Origin of the sequence: Amycolatopsis pigmentata, assembly GCF_042684065.1 — a bacterium.
GTDB lineage: Bacteria > Actinomycetota > Actinomycetes > Mycobacteriales > Pseudonocardiaceae > Amycolatopsis_E > Amycolatopsis_E pigmentata.
Genome location: NZ_JBHUKR010000004.1, coordinates 982,990 through 1,000,335 on the forward strand (window position 1 = coordinate 982,990; position 17,346 = coordinate 1,000,335).

Here is a 17,346-nt window from a genome sequence, read left to right on the forward strand (position 1 = left end):
CCTCCTTGACGGGCAACACTTGCATCTTGCAAATATTGATGGGTGCAAAACGTGTCCGGCGGTGGCGACGTGCCCGTGGTGAACCCGTCCACCGTCGCCGCGGGGGCGGCGCGCCCTGCCCATCTCGGGGATTTCCACCTCCGGCCCCGGGTGCTGCTGATCACCGCGCTCGCGGTGCCGGTCGGTTGCGCCGCGGCGGTGGCCGCCTTCGCTTTGCTGCGGCTCATCGGTTTGATCACCAACGCGGTGTTCTACCAACGGCTCGGCACCGGCCTGGTCGCCCCGGGCGCGGCGCACCACCCGTGGTGGCTCGTGTTGTGCGCGCCGGTCGCGGGCGGCCTGGTGATCGGGGTGATGGCACGGTTCGGCTCGGAGAAGATCCGCGGCCACGGCATGCCGGAGGCGATCGAGGCCATCCTCACCGGGGGCAGCCGGGTGGCGCCGAGGGTGGCGGTGCTCAAACCCGTCTCCGCGGCGGTGAGCATCGGCACCGGCGGCCCGTTCGGCGCCGAGGGACCGATCATCATGACCGGAGGCGCGGTCGGATCCATCCTGGCCCAGTCGCTCAAGTTGTCCGCCGACGAGCGCAAGACCCTTCTGGTGGCCGGTTCCGCGGGCGGGATGGCCGCGACGTTCAACGCTCCCCTGGCCTCGATCCTGCTGGCGGTGGAACTGCTGCTGTTCGAATGGCGGCCCCGCAGCCTCATCCCGGTCGCCACCGCGGTGGCGGTCAGCACCGTCTGCCGGAGCTTCCTGCTGGGCACCGGCCCGATCTTCGGCGTTCCGCCGTCATCCGGCGCTCCCGGGCCGCTCGCCGACGGCCTCGCGCTCGTCCCCGGCCTGACCGGCGGGCTGCTCGCCATCGCCGCGACCGCACTGGTCTACCTCGCCGAGGACGCCTTCGCCCTGCTGCCGGTGCACTGGATGTGGTGGCCCGCGCTCGGCGGACTGATCATCGGCGTGGGCGGGCTGGCCGAACCCCGGGCCCTCGGCGTGGGTTACGACGTCATCGGCCAGCTGCTCACCGGACACGCCACCGCCGCCCTGATCATCGGAATCCTCGTCGTCAAGACGCTGATCTGGTCGCTTTCCCTGGGTTCGGGCACTTCCGGCGGAGTGCTCGCCCCGGTGTTCATGATCGGTGCGGCACTCGGAGCCGCCGAGGGCGGGCTGCTGCCCCACGTCGCGCCCGGCTTCTGGGCGATGTGCGGGCTCGCCGCCGTGGTCGGCGGGGTCATGCGCTCACCGCTGACCGGCATCGTGTTCACCTGCGAACTGACCGGCGCCTGGAACGACCTGCTGCCCCTGGCCGTCGCGTCCGTTTCCGCGTACGCGCTGTCCGTGCTGTTGCTCAAACGTTCGGTGCTGACCGAGAAGATCGCCCGCCGCAAGCTGCACCTGACTCGCGAATACACCACCGACCCGCTGGAAACGTTCTTCGCCCACGAGGTCATGAGCCACGATGTCACCGTCTTGCGGACAGCCGAAACGATCGCCACGGTGCTGCCACGGACCGGCTACGCGACCTTGTATCCCGTCACCGACGACACCGGACGGCTCGTCGGCGTCACCTCGCGGCGAGCGTTGCTGACCCGCGCCGGACGGACCGTCCAGGACACGATCACGCCGGTGCGGGTCCTGGCTCACCCCGACGACACGCTGCGCGAGGTCGCCAACAAACTCGCGGCCGGGCACGTGACCGGCGCGCCCGTCGTCGCCCGCGGCGAACCCGGCCGGGTGCTCGGCGTGATCACCCTCCCGCAACTGCTCCACGCCCGGCGCCGCGACCTGTACGAAGAGGGCCACCGTGAACGACTGCTGACCACGCGCGCCAACGGTCGCGGGGCTTGACGGGCCCGAGGGAGGAAATACGGTCCGAGCTTCAGCCGTGGCCGGCGTTCTTGTCCTTGACGCGCGCCACTTCCTTGCGGACTTCGGCTTGCACGGCCTGTTCGCGGACCAGCCACTCGGGGCTTTCCGCCTTCAACGCGTTGATCTGCTCGGTGGTGAGGGGATCGACGATTCCGCCGCGCGCGAGGCCGCCGATGGAGACGCCCAGCCTCGCGGCGACGACCTGCCGGGGGTGCGGGCCGTTGCGGCGCAGATCCCGCAGCCACTCCGGCGGATCGGTCTGCATGGCGTTCAGTTCGTCGCGAGAGACCAAGCCTTCCCGGAACTCGGCGGGGGTGGCTTCGAGGTACACGCCCAGCTTCTTCGCCGCTGTCGCGGGCTTCATGGTCTGGGTGGTCTTACGCGAGGACATGCCACCCAGGGTATCGAGTGCGCGCGCGGGCCTCGGCCACGCCCGGTAACCTGACCCGCTGACACCCTTTGTGTCAACTCGCGGCAGTCAAGGTGACCACAGCGCGCGCCCTTTCTTTCCGCTATCGGGGTGGCAGGGCGCCCCGCCACTTGACGTGACGTGAGCTGCGCAGGAGCGCCCTGTCGACCCGATCGCGGGGCGCGCGAACTCGCGGAGGAAACGCTGTGACCGGCCCGGACGTCCCTCCCGCCTTCAGGCTCGCGTACGTGCCAGGGGTGACGCCCGGCAAGTGGGTGCGGATCTGGGGTGAACGATCGCCCGACGTTCCGTTGACCCTGATCGGTGTGCCCGCCGCGGAAGCGGCGGATCTCGTGCGGGAGCGCGCCGCGGACGCGGTCCTCCTCCGGTTGCCTGCCGACCGCGCGGGCCTCCACGCGATCCCGCTCTACACCGAGACCACTGTGGTCGTCGTGCCGAAGGACCATCTGCTCACGGCGGTCGAGGAAGTGTCCGACGAGGACCTGGCCGACGAGATCGTGCTGCGTCCCCTCGACGACACCCTCGACTGGGAACACCCGCCGGGACGGCCGGCGATCGAGCGGCCCGAAACGACGGCCGGAGCCTTCGAACTCGTCGCGGCCGGGGTGGGACTGCTGGTCGTTCCGCAGTCGCTCGCCCGCCTGCACCATCGCCGTGACCTCACCTACCGGCCCCTGACGGACGCCCCGCAGTCCCGCGTGGCGTTGTGCTGGCTGGAAGACGAGACCACCGACCTCATGGAACAGTTCATCGGAATCGTCCGCGGGCGCACCGTGAACAGCACACGCGGACGCCCGGCACCCCCGCCCCAGCGCAAGCGGGCCAAGACGGCCGTGGCCAAGCGAGCGGAAGACAAGCCCCGGCAACGGAATTCCGGTGCCCGGGGTGGCAGGCGCGGGAAACCCCGGCGCCGGTCCTGACTCCAAGTACCGCGCGGTGGACACCGCCTACGCCGAGGTCGAACGATTGAGGCGGTGGCCGCGTTGATCACCGACGCGGCGGGCCCGGCCGCCCGCGCGGGGAGAGCGCGGCGAGCGTGGCCGCGGTGTGATTGTCCACAGTGGACGCGTGATCCAGCGCCTGTCCGATGAGGCCGGCGATCTCCTCGGCCGTCCGGGTGAGGGTGACGGCAGCGGCGGGGTCGGTCACGAGATCGACGGTCCGGCGCAGATTCCACGAGACGGAGCCGTCCGCGCCGACCTCGAGCCCCGTCTCGCGGGCGAGGTTCACCGCCTGATTGAGCACGCTCTGTGCGGTGGAAAAGCCACCGTGCGCGTTCCGCAGGGTGTCCGAGACCGCGCGGAGTCGCTCCTCGTGCTCCGACGCCGCCTCCAGGAGCCGGTCGAGGTGGCCTCGCGCCGCCTCTCCCCCACCGCCGTCCCAGACCGCGGGGCCGAGGTTGGCACGAACATCATCGCGCAGGGCCGCGCTGTGCCGCGCGACCGAGTCGGCGACGGCGCGCCAGGCGTCCGCGGTGCCGCTCAGCGCGTCCGCGCGGAAATGCAGGAGCTGATCGAGCGAGATGCTGCGCCCGTCCTGGCCGGTCATGGGCTCAGCCTTCCCGTCACGGTCCAAGTCCCGCTCCAAGGCCGGTACAAAAGCAGGTCAGTGATGCACCACCGCCTTGAGCGTGACCAGTACCAGGCCGATTCCCAGCGTCGTGGCCGTAGTGCCGACCGTGCGCCACCGGCCCGCTCCGGCGCGTCTGGCCTTGACGAAGCCCCAGGCGCCCAGCGAGCCGGTACCGACCAACAGCGACACGTCGACCGCCCACTCCAGACTCAGCGCGCGCACGATCGCCAGCGCAGGCACACCACCGGCACCACCGCCACGACCAACAGCAACGAGGCGTCACTGATGATCGCGCGCCGTTCCCGCGAGCCGGGCCCCTTGCCGAAGGTGACGGTTTCGGCCAGCACTTCGGAGTACCAGCGGGTCAGGAACAGAGCCACGGCCGTGCCGGCCGGATAGAGGAGAAAGGCACCGGTGAGGCACATCGTCTCAGGCCAGGCCCGGCGCCAGTGCCGCGATGAGTCCCTCACAACTGCGCACGACGGTCTGCGCGGCCTGTCGTGCGCTCTGGGCGGCGAGCGGGTTCTCGGCGTAATGCCGCCACTGCTCCAGGGCGCCCTCGGCGATTTCGATCAGTTCGTCGTCACCGGACTCGCTGCCCAGGCGCTCGCCCGGGCTCGAGCCGTGGCCGCCGGTCAGCTGAACGGCCTCCTCCACCAGGTCGCCGGGCAATCCGGTCCGGCCCGCGCGCAGCGCGGCCAGCAGCCGCAGTTCCCGGAACTCGTGCGCGTCGGCCAGGAGCCGTCGCACCTCGAGGAAAAGATCGCGCGTGCCGGGCTGCGGATCGCTCCGCAGCACGGTTTCCAGGCCCAGCAAGGCGGACCGGGCCTTGAGCACGTCCTGCCCTCCGGTGAACAGCTGGCTGATCGTCTCGCGCAACTCGACCAGTCCCCCGCGCTGCGTGAGTTCCGCCGACAACGACCGGGTGGTGTCGAATCCCCGCCGAATCAACGTGGTCGCCAGCCTGATGCCGTAGAGCCCGAACCGCCGCAGCAACCGGGTTCTGGCCTCGGCGGAGACCGACGGCGTCGCGGCGGCCGCCAGCCGGTCCGCGGACACCAGTATGGCGGACAACGCGTTCTGCTCCACGCCCGCCAGGCCCGCCAGCGCCGCGAAATCCGGTTCCTGAAGCGTCCGGGCGCCCTCCGAGAGGAGGCCCGCGACCGGGAGGATGTGCTGGCACAAGGCCGCCAGCCCGGAATCGCGCAGGTGCTGCCGCGCGATCCGCCGGGCCGTGACCATCGCCTCGACCGTGCCCGCGCCCATTTCGTCCGCGCGGGAGAACACCACGACGACATTCACCGGATTGGCGCGGGCGAGGTGTGAACCATGCAGCGCTTCCAGGAACTCGACATCACTCGGCCGCGGGCGCGGAGTCACGTACACGACGGCGTCCGCTTCGGCGACCGTGCGCATGAGCCGGGGCCAGCCCGGCCCGGAGGCAGCGGGCGCGTCCACACCGGGGGTGTCGATCAGGGCGATCCCGCGCAGGCTCCGCGCCGGCCACTCGATCATCACGCGCTCGGTTTCGGCGGGCACGTCCGGCCCGTTGACCACGCCGAGCCCCGTTCCCGGCGAGGACATGGGAAGTTCCAGCGCGGAACCGTCGGACGAGTACGCCAGCGCCTGGGCGGTGGGGCCGTCGGTGTACCAGGTGGCGACCGGGATGCCGGTTCCCGTGCCGGTGGCCGCCAGTTCCGCCCCGGCCAGCGCGTTGAGCAGCGTCGACTTCCCGGCCTGCCGGGGGCCGACGATGGCGACGCTCAGCGGCGCCTCCAGCCGTCGCAGATGGTGGTGCACCCACGCCGAGGCGTGCGGTGTTCCCTGGTACAGCGCCAAGGCCTTCCGCAGCGTCGCCTGGACCACCGCGCCGATCCCCGCACCCGGCGGCGCGAACCACTCCGTCGTCACGCTCGCCTCTCCGCACTGATCGCGTCGAAGATCCTCATGCCGCGATGCTCCGGGTGGACAGCAACGCTTCGGCGCGGCGGCGCACCAGCATCAGCCGGTCGACCCAGGCCGCGGCCTCCCGGTCACGCCGGTCCCGTTCCATCGCCTCACGATTGGCGGCCTTGGTCGCGTCGGTGACCGATTCGGTCACCGCCTCCTGGAGTTCCTCGGTCAGCACGGTGAAATGGTCGCGCAAGGTCCGCTGCACCTGGCGCAGCGCGTCCTTGCCGTACTTGCTCGCCTGGAACACGGCCTCGTCGACGTGCCGCTGCACCGCGGCCTTCGCGGTGGCCTGGCGCCGTTTGAGCTGGGCGCTGCCTTCTTCACGAATGGACCTGGTGCCCAGCAAAGCCCCCGCTCCCAAGGAAATCGGGTTGATCAGCGACAGTCCGCTCACCGTGCTCAGCATGCCGAACATCAGCACGCCACTGTAGGAACCGCGGAGCCCGGTCACGATCTTGTGGCCGATCCGCACGGGTTCGATCTCGGGCCGCTCCAGATCCGCCAGCCCCTCCTCCACCGCCGCGGGCAGTTCCAGGGCGAGCGCGGGAAGCGCACCGCCGTTCACGTCGGCGAAGAACCCGGCGAGGTACCGGGTCAGCCAGCGGGCGCGTTCGGCGGCCCAGCCGAAGTTCGCCAGCACCGCCTCGGACAGGTTTTCCACCAGCCATCCGGCGAATTCGTCCCACACCTTCAGCGGATCGGCGTGGTTGAAGGTCCGGTCCGCCTCTCGCAGGATGGTCCGGGTCCGCTCGCGCAGGTCATGGTCCACATCGGACAGAAGTTCGGTCATGCCGTCGGAAAGCGCGAGCTGCCAGTGGGTCGCCCGGCGCCGCACGTCGGCGGCGCGGCGCTGAGCCGTGCGCAACCGCCGCATCGGCGCCGACTCGTCCAAAGTGGGCCCACCGGTCAGCCGCGCCTTGGCCGCCGGGGCGATCTGGTCGATCACGGCGAGGACGGCGCGGGCCGCCACCTGGGGGGCCATCACCTCGTTGCGATGCGTGATCCGCTGCTGCAGGTAGGTGATCAGCGATGGGAACCCCGATTCTTCGTTCAGTTCCTTGTCGTTCGTGCTCGCCGCGCGCAGACGCAGCGCCGAGGACGCGGGCAGCATCACGATGCGGTCGGAGATCCCGGCCAGTGCCCGGGTGTCGGCGGCCACGATGTCGCGCCACTGTCCGGACAAATCGGTTTTGGTGCGCACGCTGGCCACATTCGGGCAGGCCCGCGCCGCCTCCGCGAGGAAGTCCAGTTCGGCAGGGGCCAGCGCGTGGTTCGCGTCGGAGACCAGAAGCACCACATCGACTTCGGTGAACGCCTCCCGCGCCCTGGCGGGGCCGAGGTGGTCGATGCTCGGCCAGTCCACCAGGACCAGTCCGGCCGCCAGCACCGCGCGCGGCAGGCCGACCTCGGCCCGCAGCAGTTCCCGGTCACGGCTGGTCCGCGCCAGCGCGGTCATTTCGGCGGCGAAGGTGTCCACACCGACGGGGACCCGTTCCACCGCTTCGCCTGCTTCACCGGCCGTGGGACCGGCCGAGGGACCACGGGGTTTGAGCAGTTCCGCCTGCGGCGAGGCGGCATAACGCAAAACGGTCGGGACCACGGTGGTGACCTGGTCGTCGACCGGGCAGACCGGCGCGTTGACCAGGGCGTTGACCAACTGGCTCTTGCCTTCCTTGGCCCGGCCCGCGATCAGGACCCGGATCGAGGGCTGCAGAAACCGGGTTCGCAACTGCGCCAACCGGTTCGCGAGATCGGGACGGACCACGGCGCTCTCGCGGAGCGCTTCGTCGAGCACGTCCAACCAGGCGGGTGTCGTCACAGTTCCGATTGTGCTTGCTCACCGAGCGGACACGAAAGCGGGTCCGGACCTTTCGTGGAAAGGTCCGGACCCGCGGTCATCGAAGAACCCTCAACCGGTCAAAAACCGGTCAAAACCCCGCGATACCTCAGAAGCCGAGGTGAAGGTCGTCCGCCAGCGGGCCCGCGACGTCGTGCAGCTCGTGGGCGGCGGGCAGGTTGCCGATGTTGAGGCCGTGGGTGGCGTTGTCCACACCACTCATGACGCCACCGGCGTGCCCCGCCACCTGCTGGTGGATGTCGGAGAGCTGACCGGTGACCGAGCCCAGCGCGTGGTCCGCCACGCCACCGGCGACCGGCAGGTGACCGGTGGCGCTGTGGACCTCGTTGGTCAGCGAGCCGACGGCGTCGCCCAGCGCGGGCACACCGTGCACCGGCAGGGCCGGGATCGCCGGGGCGACCGGGAGGGCCGCGGCGACGTGGTCCAGCGGGCCGTTGGTCAGGCCGGCGTCCGAACCGCTGTGGAACTCGCCCGCGAGGGCCTCGCCGCTGTGCACGCCCACCGGGGTGGAGCCGATGGCCTCGTTGGTGACGCCGAGAAGGCCGCCACCGTCGTGCCGGACCTCTTCGATCAGGCCGGAAACCGGCGCACCGATGCCCGGGATCTGGCCGGTGACGTCGACCGCGGTCTTCCACAGGAGCGCGTCGCCGAGGTGGTTGGTGGCCGCGTCGACGGTCGCACCGACGAACTTGCCGTCGGCCGCGTGCTCGTGGATGGCGCCGGAGGTGTTCTGCAGGTCGATGTCGGCCGCGTTCAGCAGCGGGCCGACCAGCGGCAGGTTGTCCAGCGGGGTGGTGACCTGGTGCACGACACCGGAAACGTCGGCGACGGCGTCGTCCGCGACGGCGGTGATGCCGGTCTGGTCGGTGAAGTCGCTGACGCCACCGAACACGCCGCTGAGGTTGGGCAGGTTGCTCAGCGGGCCCGCGGCGGCGTGGGTGACCTGGTCGACCACGGAGGCACCGGCGCCGGCGCCCTTGGCCACGATCTCGTTGAACGTCGCGGCGGGGTCACCCGAGGCGAAGTTGCCCAACGCGTCGGTGAGCGAGGCGGGGGCGGTGTCCATGACCAGCGGAAGGATCTCGTGCACATCGGCCGGGCTCACGTCACCGAGACCGGCGGCGTTGAGGACCCCCTGGGGGTCGGTGTTGAACTCCGTCAGAGCCGCGGGGTCGGACAGGAGGTTCAGAGCGAAGTCGTGCAGGGTCTGCACCGGGGACATAGTTGTTTTCTCCAGGGGGTTTCAGCCACTAGCCGGACATTGGGACGGATCAAGAAAATTTCGATCCGTGGCGAGCATAGCGAGACCGCCCAACCCCGCCATCGGGGATCACGCCGAGCCCTTCGCGCCGGGCCACTAGGGATATGGGAACCTCCGTACTAGGGGTCCTAGGGGTACCGGGGACGGCAGTGGCGATGAGTACGGGGGTGAACCACGAGCGCGAGCTATGAGCCCGAGAGACCGCGTGCCCAGCGCGAGTCGCCCGGGCAAGGCAACCGGCCGGACGCGCCGTCCGAAGGTCGTGTGCCGGGGGGCGCCAAGCGGTCCAGCGGCCGGTTTCCGGCACCGGCCGGCGCGCCCTACGTGCTCGGCATCGACATCGGCGCGGGTCGCGTCAAGTCCGTGATCCGGCGTGCGGGCGGTGGTGAGTCACCGCCGCCCGTCAGCGATCCCGCCGTCCTGAAGATCGGCGAGGACGCCACCGTGGTGATCGGCGAGGCGGCCGAAGACAGTGGCCCCGCCGAACGGGACCGGGTGGCTCGTGGGTTCGCCCGGCGGCTCGGCGACACGGTCCCGTTCGTCCTCGGCGGCACCGCATACCCGGCACACGACCTGATCGCCACCGTGGTCTCCTGGGTCGCCGGCCGGGCAGCGCGGCAGACCGGCGCGAAACCGGCGCACATCGGCCTCGCCCAGCCGTCCGGGTGGGGGCCGCACCAGACCGCTCTGCTGCGCTCGGCATTGGACCGGTCGGGGGTCGGCCGGGTGACGCTGGTGCCGGACCTGGCCGCCGCCGCCCTCGGCTACGCCGCCGAACACGGTGCCGACGACCTGATCGCCGTGTGTGATCTGGGGGTTTCCGGGTACCGGGCGGCGGTCTTGCGGCGTTCGGGCGCGACCGCGTTCACGCCGCTGGCCCACCCGGAATCGACGGAGCCCGCCGAGGGCGCCGATCCCGGCGAAGCCGTGTTCGCCCAGGTCTCCTCCGAACTCGGCGATGGTCTGGACCGCGTCGATCCGACCGCGCCCGGCATCTGGCAGGCCGCGCTCGCGCTTCGCCGCCAGTGCGCCGCGGCCGTGGACACCGTGCTTTCCCAGCCGCGCACGGTCATCCCGGTCTCGCTGCCGGAACTACGGACGACCGTCGCGATCACCCGCGACCAGCTTGAGGAAAAGGTCGCGCCCGCGGCGAAGAAGGGCGCCGAACTCCTCCGCCGTGCCCTGCGCGTCGCGGGCGTCGACCCCGGCAGCCTGGGCGTGATCGTGCTGGTCGGCGGTCCGGCACGGATCCCGTTGGTAGCACGGATGATTTCGGCCGAACTGCGCCTGCCCGCCGTGGTCGCCCCGAATCCGGACGCGACGATCGCCCAGGGGGCGGCGGCCGCCGCCACCCAGGTGACGTGGCCGGGCGCGCTGAGTCTCGCCCGCGCGCCAGGGCGGGAGCTGGCTCGGGCCGGCCGTGTCCCCGGGCCGCCCGCCCGCCGGGACGAGGACGCGGTCATCGAGACCACCGTGCTCTTCACCGGAGGGTCCGAGACGGAGATCCACCATTACCGCGTCCCCGACCTCGCGGAACTCTCCGACGAGATGCCGCCCAAACCACCCCTTGAACTCAGCCCGCTACCATTCGACATCGCTCATGAGCCCGTGGGCGAACAGCCGATCTGGAAGCGCCTGGCCCTCGGCGGCGGGGCGGTTGGGGGGATTGTCCTTGTCGTTGCCCTCGTCGCGTGGTTCATCTTCGGCTCGCCGTTCCATTCGGCGCCGAGCGGGCAGCAGCCGATCCAAACCCGTCCGCCGACGACGGCAGAGGTGACGAGCAAGGCAACCCATTCCCCGGCCCCCGACACTCCGAGGACGACCGAAAGCCCATGAGCCAGTCGAAAACGACGCCCAAGCTCATTCCCGGTGACGAAGCCGCCGAACTGGCGGGCGCGGTGGCGGCCGATCCGCTCGCGCCGGTGCTCGCCGCGATCCGCGCCCCGGGCGGCTACGGCAAAAGCACCCTGCTGGCCGAGCTGGGACGGGCTTTCCGGCAAGCGGACGTGCCCGTGCTCAGTGTCCGGGAAGCGCTTTCCGAGCCCGCGCGCTGCCGTGAGGCCGCGATCGTCGTCGATGACGCCCACCGGCTTCCCGGCGGTCAGCTGGAACGCCTGGCGGACCTGGCCTCGGACGAGCGGACGCGACTGATCGCCGCCTACCGGCCGTGGCCGCGATCGCCCGCGTTGGCCGACCTGACCGGAATCCTGGAGCGCACCCGCCCGGCCTTGCTCCTGCGCCCGCTGGATCGCGCGGGCATCACCGGCCGGGCTGCCGCGCTGCTGGCCGACAGTCTTGCCGGGCGCGAACCGCCGGCGGGCCTGATCGACCAACTCGAAGAGCAGACCGGTGGTGTCCCCCGCTACGTCGACCGGGTGCTGGAAGCACTGCGCCAGGCGCATCGCGGAACCGTTCCGCAGGCACCGTTCCAGGTTCCGGCGACGGCCGTCACGCGGTTCCAGGCCGAACTCGAGCGGCTCGATCCCGGAGTGCACCGGCTGCTGCTCGCCAAGGCCGTCGCGCCCGGACTGCACATCGACCTGCTGACCGCGCTGCTCGGGCTGGACATCGACGTCGCCTGGGAGCTGATGGACGGCGCCCGCGCGACCGGGATGCTCGACGACGGCGATGCGCTGCTCCCCCTCGCCCAGCGCGCCGTCGCCGCGCTCAGCCCGCCCGAACGCAAACTGTCCGTGCAGCGGCAGCTCATCGAGGGACAGCGGGAGCGGGGCGGCCCGATGCTCGCGCTGGCACGTCCGCTGCTGGGCACCGGGGTCGGCGGCACGACCATCGCGGCCGCCTTCGAAGAAGCCGGGGACGAGGCGCTGGCCGAATCACCCGAACTAGCCGTCGAGTGCTACGCCGCCGCGATCGCCGCGGGCGCGCCCGCGGCGAAACTGACCGGCAGACAGGCGCAGGCGGCGGGCCTCTCCGGTGACTTCGACACCGCGCTGCGGCTGGCCGACCGGATGGTGGGGGGCGCCGACGAGGCGGACCGGGCGCACGCGGCCAACGTCGCGGGCACCGTGCTGGCCCATCGCGGCCTGCTCGGGCACAGTGCGGAGCTCTACCGGTGGTCCGGTTCCGCGCCGGGAGCGGCGTTCGCGGTGATCGGCCTGATCGGCACCGGGCACCTGGCCGAAGCGGAGGAACTGCTCGCCGCCCACCGGAACAGCGGCCCGCCGATGCTGGCCAGCAGTGCCGCGGCCCGGATGGCGCGCGGGGTCTACGAGTCGGTGACGGAAGAGGCCGCGACCGCGCTCGCGACGCTGACGCGGGCGTCGTCCATGCTCCAGCCGGTGGGCCGCGCCGAACTGCTGCCCGACACGCCGGCCGCCCTGGCCGCGCTGGTGGCCCTGCACTGTGGCGAGTTCACCGTCGCCGACGCGGTGCTGGAGCGGGCCATCCACGCGAAAATGGGCGGAACGCTCACCGTTCGCCGGCATCGGCTGCTGCAGGCGTGGGGGGCGATGCTGCGCGGCGACACCGTCACCGCGCGGGAAAGACTGGCCGAAGCCGTCCGGGCGCGGGGGCACCTGGAGCCGCGCGACGCGTTGACGGCTTCGGCGTTGCGGGTCGGGATCGCCCGCCGGGAAAGCAACCTCGGCGGGCTGCGGGAAGCGTGGGAGCAGGCCAGCGAAGCGACCGTGGGGCACCCGGCCGACCTGTTTTCCTTGCTACCGCTGGGAGAACTGGCGGTGGCGGCCGGCCGTCTCGGCGGGCAGGACCGGCTGGCCTCGCATCTGGCCGAAGCCGAAGCACTGCTGGCGCAGCTCGGGAATCCGCCGCTGTGGGAGGCCACGCTGCGGTGGTACCGGATGCACGCCGCGATCGCCGCCGAACAACCCGGCGCGGCCGAACCACAGGTCGCCGCGCTGAGCGCGATGGCGGGGAAACACTCCTACTTCGCGGTGCTGGCCACGGCCGCCCGCAGCTGGCTGAACGTGGCGACCAGGAACATCGACCCGGCCGAAGTGGAGGCGGCGGCGCGCGGTCTGCACGATGCCGGTCTGCACTGGGACGGGCCCCGGCTCGCGGGCCAGGCCGCGATTCACACCGCGGACCGCAAGGGCATGCTGCGCCTGCTGGATTGCGCGCGGTTCCTGCAGGGCAAAACGCCGCGCCAGGCCACCGAAAACCCCGCACGCGGTGAGCCGAGCGCTGAACCTCGTACCGAGCCGAGCGCCCCCACCCCGGCGGACACCCTCAGCGAGCGGGAACGTGACGTCGCCCAGCTTGTCGTGGAAGGCTTCACCTACAAGGAAATCGGCCAGCGCCTGTTCATTTCGGCGAAGACCGTGGAATACCACGTGGCGCGGATGCGCCAGCGGCTCGGCTGCGTCTCCCGCAGCGATCTGCTCGAACAACTGCGCCTGCTGATCGGCCCCCGGCCGAGCTGAGCCACGGAGCCCAGGACATACCCGGGCTCCGTGTTCTCTGTGTTTTCGGTGTTCGCCGGTGTTCGCTCAGCCGAAGTCCAGGACGAGCCGGCCGCGAACGCCGCCGGCTTCCAGGAGCCGGTGTGCGTCGGCGGCCTGCTCGGCGGGAAACACCTTGGCCACGCGGAGGGTCAGCACGCCTTCCTCGGTCTGCCGGACCAGCCGTTCGAGTGCGGCGGTCTCGTTGGCGCCCTGCATCACGCGCACCGGAAGCACCTTGATGTCCCGCTCCGCGGGGCCGCTCCAGCCGCGCACGGTCGCGAGCCGGCCGCCATCGGCGACCGCGGGCACGACGCGCTCGTTGAGGACCGCGCCGTCGGCGAGGCCTGGCACCCCGTCGGGCCTGAGTTCACGGATGCGTTCGGCGACCGCGTCACCACGCTCGACGACGTCGTCCGCACCGAGCTCGCGCACCAGGCCGGCGTCGTCCGGTTTGGCGTCGGCGATCACGTGCAGGCCCTCGGCCTTCGCCAGCTGGATCAGGTATCCGCCGAAGGCACCGGCCGCGCCGGTGACGGCCACCGTGTCACCGGCGGAAAGCTCGAGTGAGTCGAGGGCGAGCCGCGCCGTCATGGCGTTCATCAACAGGGTCGAGGCGGCGGCGAAGTCGGCCTCGGCGGGCGCGCGCACGACCGAAGCGGCCGGAACCACGATCTGTTCCGCGTAGGCGCCGTGACTACCGCGCGGGACCACGATCGTCACCACCCGGTCGCCGACGGACAGCCGGTCACCGGCCTCGGGGCCGATCGCATCGATCACCCCGGCGGCGTCCATCCCCGGCACCGACGGCAGTCCGTCCGTAGGGTCGTACCGGAGACCGGCACGACGCCCGGTGTCCGTCGGGTTCACCGCCGCCGCGTGGACCCGGATCCGCACCTCACCCGGCCCGGGCCGCGGCTCCGGCAGCTCCAGCACCTCGAGGGCCTCGGGCCCGCCGAACTTCGTCACTCCAATGGCTTTCATGCGAGTGGTCAACGCCACAGCGAAGGTGTTATTCCGGGCGCGACCAAGCTCGCCGAGAGTGTCAGCTCGCTGCCCAGGAGTGTTCGGCCATGCGAGCCGCGTAATACTCCGGCCAGGGCTGGTCCGGTTTTTCCGCCGTGTAGTCCTTGTCGAGTTTGACGAGAAGATAGATCAGCTCGCTGCGGACCGGCGCATGGCCGAGTAGTCGCGGCAACTCGGAAAGCCGGACGAGCCAGTCTCCATACCAGCTCGCCCAATCCGCATCGACGCCGTCCACGATGCGATAAACCTGATGGTGGGTCTCGGACGCTTCACCGAGAAGCTCACTGATGGCACCGGCATCGGGACTCATAGAACCCTCCAGGGAATCGTCGCCTGTCGCCTTCTGAATTCAGTATGACGCCGGACGCGGGTTTCGCAGCCGATCGAATGGGCGTTCAGGATCGCCCGGCGAGCAGGTAACGGTCCCAGCGGTGTGGATCGACTTCCAGTGCCGCGCGATCCCAGTCGCCGAGTTCCGCGGCGGCCGTGTAGGTCGTCTCGAGGAATCCGGCCAGCACCCGGTCCGGGTCCGCGGCGTCCGCCACCGCCTCGTACGGAAGCAGGAACTGGCTGTACTCCCGGCTGTAGAACGCTTCCGGCGGGCTGACCGGGTAGTCGGCGAATCCGCCCGGCTCCGGATAGACGTAGGCGTAGAACGCGCCTTCCTCGCCTCCTCCGGGCCAGAATCCGCAACTGGACACCTCGTGCGAGTACCCTTCGCGCATCACCCATTGTGGACAGTTCGGAGCTCCACCGGGATGCGGTGGCGCGGCGCGTCCGGAGAATCTCGTGCACGCGATATCCATCGCGCCCCAGAAGAAGTGCACCGGGCTGACCTTTCCGGCGAACCCGGACCGGAAGAGGGCCAACGCCCGGTTCACCCGCAGAAGCTGGCGCCAGAAGCGCGTCGCCGCCTCAGGATCGTAGCTGGCGTGCCGGAAGTCCTCGTCGAACGGGATGGCCGTCTCGACCTCGTTGGGCGTGCGCCGGATCTCCGTCGGAACACCCAGTTCGTTCATCGCCTCCATCACTTCGGCGTAGAACCGGGCCACCGGCTTCGCCGCGAGCACCACCTCGCGGCCGCCGCCGTCACTGGTGCGGAACCTCAGCCGATGGTCGAGGAAGTCGAACTCGATGTCGAAGGACTCGGCCGCGCAGGGAATCGTGAAAGTGCTCAGCCCCCGCGGCGTGACATAAAGCGTGACCTGCCACCAGTGATTGAGCAACGGCGCGTGGGCCAGCCGGATCTTGCCCACGATCTGGGTCCACAGGTGAAGCGTGTCCCGGGTCTCGGTCCATTCCGCGACACGCAATCGCGGCCATTCGGTCGTCACCGCTCCATCACCTCTTACGCGACGGTGAGTGGCATTTCCGGTGTCCATTGTGCACGGTCATGGTGGCACCTGCCGGACGAAGTCCTTCGTCCGGATCAGGGCGAGCGCCGCGATCCCGGCCACGACCTCGATGAGCGCCGCGATCAGCAGGATGTCGTTCAGGGCGGCGGCGAAGCTGCCCCGGACGACCTCGCCGATCAGGTCGCGCTGCGGCGGGACGGACGCGGCGATCAGGCCGTCCGCCCCGCCGTCGCGGAGTGCGACGGTGATTTCCGCGCTGTGCGCGGCGAGCGGAGTGCCCGCGGTCATCGCGGCCACCGCGGAGGTCAGCCGGGTGGTGAACAGGGCACCCAGCAACGCGATCCCGGTGGCTATCCCGGTCTGCCGGAAGGTCGCGTTGATGCCCGAGGCCATGCCCGCCCGCCGGGGCTCGACCACCCCGACCGCGGTGGAGGCCAGGGGCGGGTTGACGAATCCGATCCCCACGCCGGCCACGAGCATCCCCGGGATCAGGTGGGTCCAGGACGAACCCGCGGTGAGACCGCGCATGAGCAACAGCCCCGCGCCGGTCAGGAGCAGTCCCGGGCCGACGAGCAGCCGGACCGGCACCACCGCGCTCAGCCGCCCGGCCACCCCGCTGGCCGCCAGGATCCCGGCGGAAAGGACCAGTAGCCGCAGCCCGGTCTGCAACGCGCTGTACTCGAGCACCTCCTGGAGATAAAGCACCAGGTAGAGCAGCACGGAGAAGATTCCGGCGGCGACTCCGAAAGCCGCGACGTCACCGCCGACGAACGTGGGCAGCCGGAACAGCCGGAGGTCGAACATGGGATGCGTGCGGCGCGCCTCGATCACCACGAAAGCGGTGAGGAGACCCGCCGCGACAGCGAAGAACGCGATCACCCGCGGCGCGGTGAACCCCTCGCGTCCGGACGCGATGAGGGCGTATACCAGGCACCCCAGCGCCGCCGAGAACACCACGAACCCCAGCCAGTCGGGTGGTGAAGCGCGCTCGTCCCGTGACTCCGAGACCTTGATCATCGTCAGGACGAGCGCGATCACCCCGATGGGCAGGTTGACGAAGAAGATCCACCGCCAGGACAGGCCGGAGACCAGCACCCCGCCGACGACGGGCCCGGCCGCGACCGCGACGCCGGTGAGCGCCCCCCAGACGCCGAAGGCCACCCCCCGGTCCCGGCCGCGGAACGCGTGCGCCAGCAGCGCCAGCGAGACCGAGAACATCGTCGCCCCGCCGATACCCTGCACGCCCCGCGAGATTTCGAGCATGAGCGGTGACCGCGCGAGCCCGCACAGCGCCGACGCGCCCGTGAACACGACCAGCCCGGCCAGGTAGAGGCGCCGGCGGCCGTACAGGTCGGCCAGTGATCCCGTGGTGAGCAGCAACGCCGCCAGGGTCAGCGCATAGGCGTCGACGACCCATTGCAGGTCGGCGAAGGAAGCGGCCAGCGACTCCTGGATTTCCGGCAACGCGACGTTGACGATCGTCACGTCGAGCAGCAGCATGAACGTGCCCAGGCAGACCGCCGTGAGGGTCCACCACTTCGCGCCGGGCGGCCCACGACCCGCGCTACCGCCCAGGTCAGGCGTGGCCATAACCCGAGGCT

General features: G+C 71.0%; 15 protein-coding genes. 4 read left to right on the forward strand and 11 right to left on the reverse strand.

The window, feature by feature from the left end; translation table 11 throughout:
- Positions 1-42: 42 nt before the first annotated feature.
- Positions 43-1,851: a chloride channel protein gene (locus tag ACFSXZ_RS06235; protein WP_378262161.1), complete on the forward strand. Its 1,809-nt coding sequence runs from the start codon at positions 43-45 to the stop codon at positions 1,849-1,851.
- 31 nt (positions 1,852-1,882) lie between these two features.
- Here the strand turns inward: ACFSXZ_RS06235 and ACFSXZ_RS06240 are convergent, their stop codons facing one another.
- Positions 1,883-2,263, reverse strand: a complete 381-nt coding sequence (locus ACFSXZ_RS06240; protein ID WP_378262163.1) for a DUF5997 family protein — start codon at positions 2,261-2,263, stop codon at positions 1,883-1,885.
- 224 nt (positions 2,264-2,487) lie between these two features.
- Between ACFSXZ_RS06240 and ACFSXZ_RS06245 the strand changes: the two genes are divergently transcribed.
- Entirely contained in the window at positions 2,488-3,222 is a 735-nt protein-coding gene (locus tag ACFSXZ_RS06245) for a LysR family transcriptional regulator substrate-binding protein (RefSeq protein WP_378262165.1), read from the forward strand.
- Between the two features lie 67 nt (positions 3,223-3,289).
- Here the strand turns inward: ACFSXZ_RS06245 and ACFSXZ_RS06250 are convergent, their stop codons facing one another.
- From ACFSXZ_RS06250 to ACFSXZ_RS06275, 6 genes are all read right to left on the reverse strand, one after another.
- Positions 3,290-3,850, reverse strand: a complete 561-nt coding sequence (locus ACFSXZ_RS06250; RefSeq protein WP_378262167.1) for a hypothetical protein — start codon at positions 3,848-3,850, stop codon at positions 3,290-3,292.
- Between the two features lie 57 nt (positions 3,851-3,907).
- On the reverse strand, positions 3,908-4,096 hold the full coding sequence (locus tag ACFSXZ_RS06255; protein WP_378262169.1) for a hypothetical protein: 189 nt from the start codon (positions 4,094-4,096) through the stop codon (positions 3,908-3,910).
- Positions 4,084-4,299 carry a hypothetical protein gene (locus ACFSXZ_RS06260; RefSeq protein WP_378262171.1) on the reverse strand — a complete coding sequence of 72 codons (216 nt, stop codon included), beginning with the start codon at positions 4,297-4,299 and terminating at the stop codon, positions 4,084-4,086. Before ACFSXZ_RS06260 ends, ACFSXZ_RS06255 begins: the two co-directional genes overlap by 13 nt.
- Positions 4,300-4,303: 4 nt before the next feature.
- The gene (locus ACFSXZ_RS06265) at positions 4,304-5,785 is read right to left on the reverse strand and encodes a GTP-binding protein (RefSeq protein WP_378262173.1); all 1,482 of its coding nucleotides are present in this window, start codon (positions 5,783-5,785) and stop codon (positions 4,304-4,306) included.
- A gap of 34 nt (positions 5,786-5,819) precedes the next feature.
- The gene (locus ACFSXZ_RS06270; protein WP_378262175.1) at positions 5,820-7,646 is read right to left on the reverse strand and encodes a dynamin family protein; all 1,827 of its coding nucleotides are present in this window, start codon (positions 7,644-7,646) and stop codon (positions 5,820-5,822) included.
- Positions 7,647-7,773: 127 nt separating this feature from the next.
- Positions 7,774-8,907, reverse strand: a complete 1,134-nt coding sequence (locus tag ACFSXZ_RS06275) for an IniB N-terminal domain-containing protein (RefSeq protein ID WP_378262177.1) — start codon at positions 8,905-8,907, stop codon at positions 7,774-7,776.
- 303 nt (positions 8,908-9,210) lie between these two features.
- Between ACFSXZ_RS06275 and ACFSXZ_RS06280 the strand changes: the two genes are divergently transcribed.
- Positions 9,211-10,782 carry an Hsp70 family protein gene (locus ACFSXZ_RS06280; RefSeq protein ID WP_378262179.1) on the forward strand — a complete coding sequence of 524 codons (1,572 nt, stop codon included), beginning with the start codon at positions 9,211-9,213 and terminating at the stop codon, positions 10,780-10,782.
- Complete coding sequence (locus tag ACFSXZ_RS06285; RefSeq protein WP_378262181.1) at positions 10,779-13,346, forward strand: helix-turn-helix transcriptional regulator; 2,568 nt, start codon at positions 10,779-10,781, stop codon at positions 13,344-13,346. The genes ACFSXZ_RS06280 and ACFSXZ_RS06285 overlap by 4 nt, the downstream gene beginning before the upstream one ends.
- 66 nt (positions 13,347-13,412) lie before the next feature.
- Here ACFSXZ_RS06285 and ACFSXZ_RS06290 read toward each other — a convergent pair whose 3' ends face one another.
- From ACFSXZ_RS06290 to ACFSXZ_RS06305, 4 genes are all read right to left on the reverse strand, one after another.
- Entirely contained in the window at positions 13,413-14,348 is a 936-nt protein-coding gene (locus tag ACFSXZ_RS06290) for an NADP-dependent oxidoreductase (RefSeq protein ID WP_378262183.1), read from the reverse strand.
- Between the two features lie 61 nt (positions 14,349-14,409).
- Positions 14,410-14,700, reverse strand: a complete 291-nt coding sequence (locus ACFSXZ_RS06295) for a hypothetical protein (protein ID WP_378262185.1) — start codon at positions 14,698-14,700, stop codon at positions 14,410-14,412.
- 85 nt (positions 14,701-14,785) lie between these two features.
- Positions 14,786-15,724 carry a DUF5996 family protein gene (locus ACFSXZ_RS06300; RefSeq protein WP_378262186.1) on the reverse strand — a complete coding sequence of 313 codons (939 nt, stop codon included), beginning with the start codon at positions 15,722-15,724 and terminating at the stop codon, positions 14,786-14,788.
- 57 nt (positions 15,725-15,781) lie between these two features.
- A complete protein-coding gene (locus ACFSXZ_RS06305; RefSeq protein WP_378262188.1) occupies positions 15,782-17,335 on the reverse strand; it encodes an MFS transporter in 1,554 nt (517 codons plus the stop codon).
- Positions 17,336-17,346: the final 11 nt, after the last annotated feature.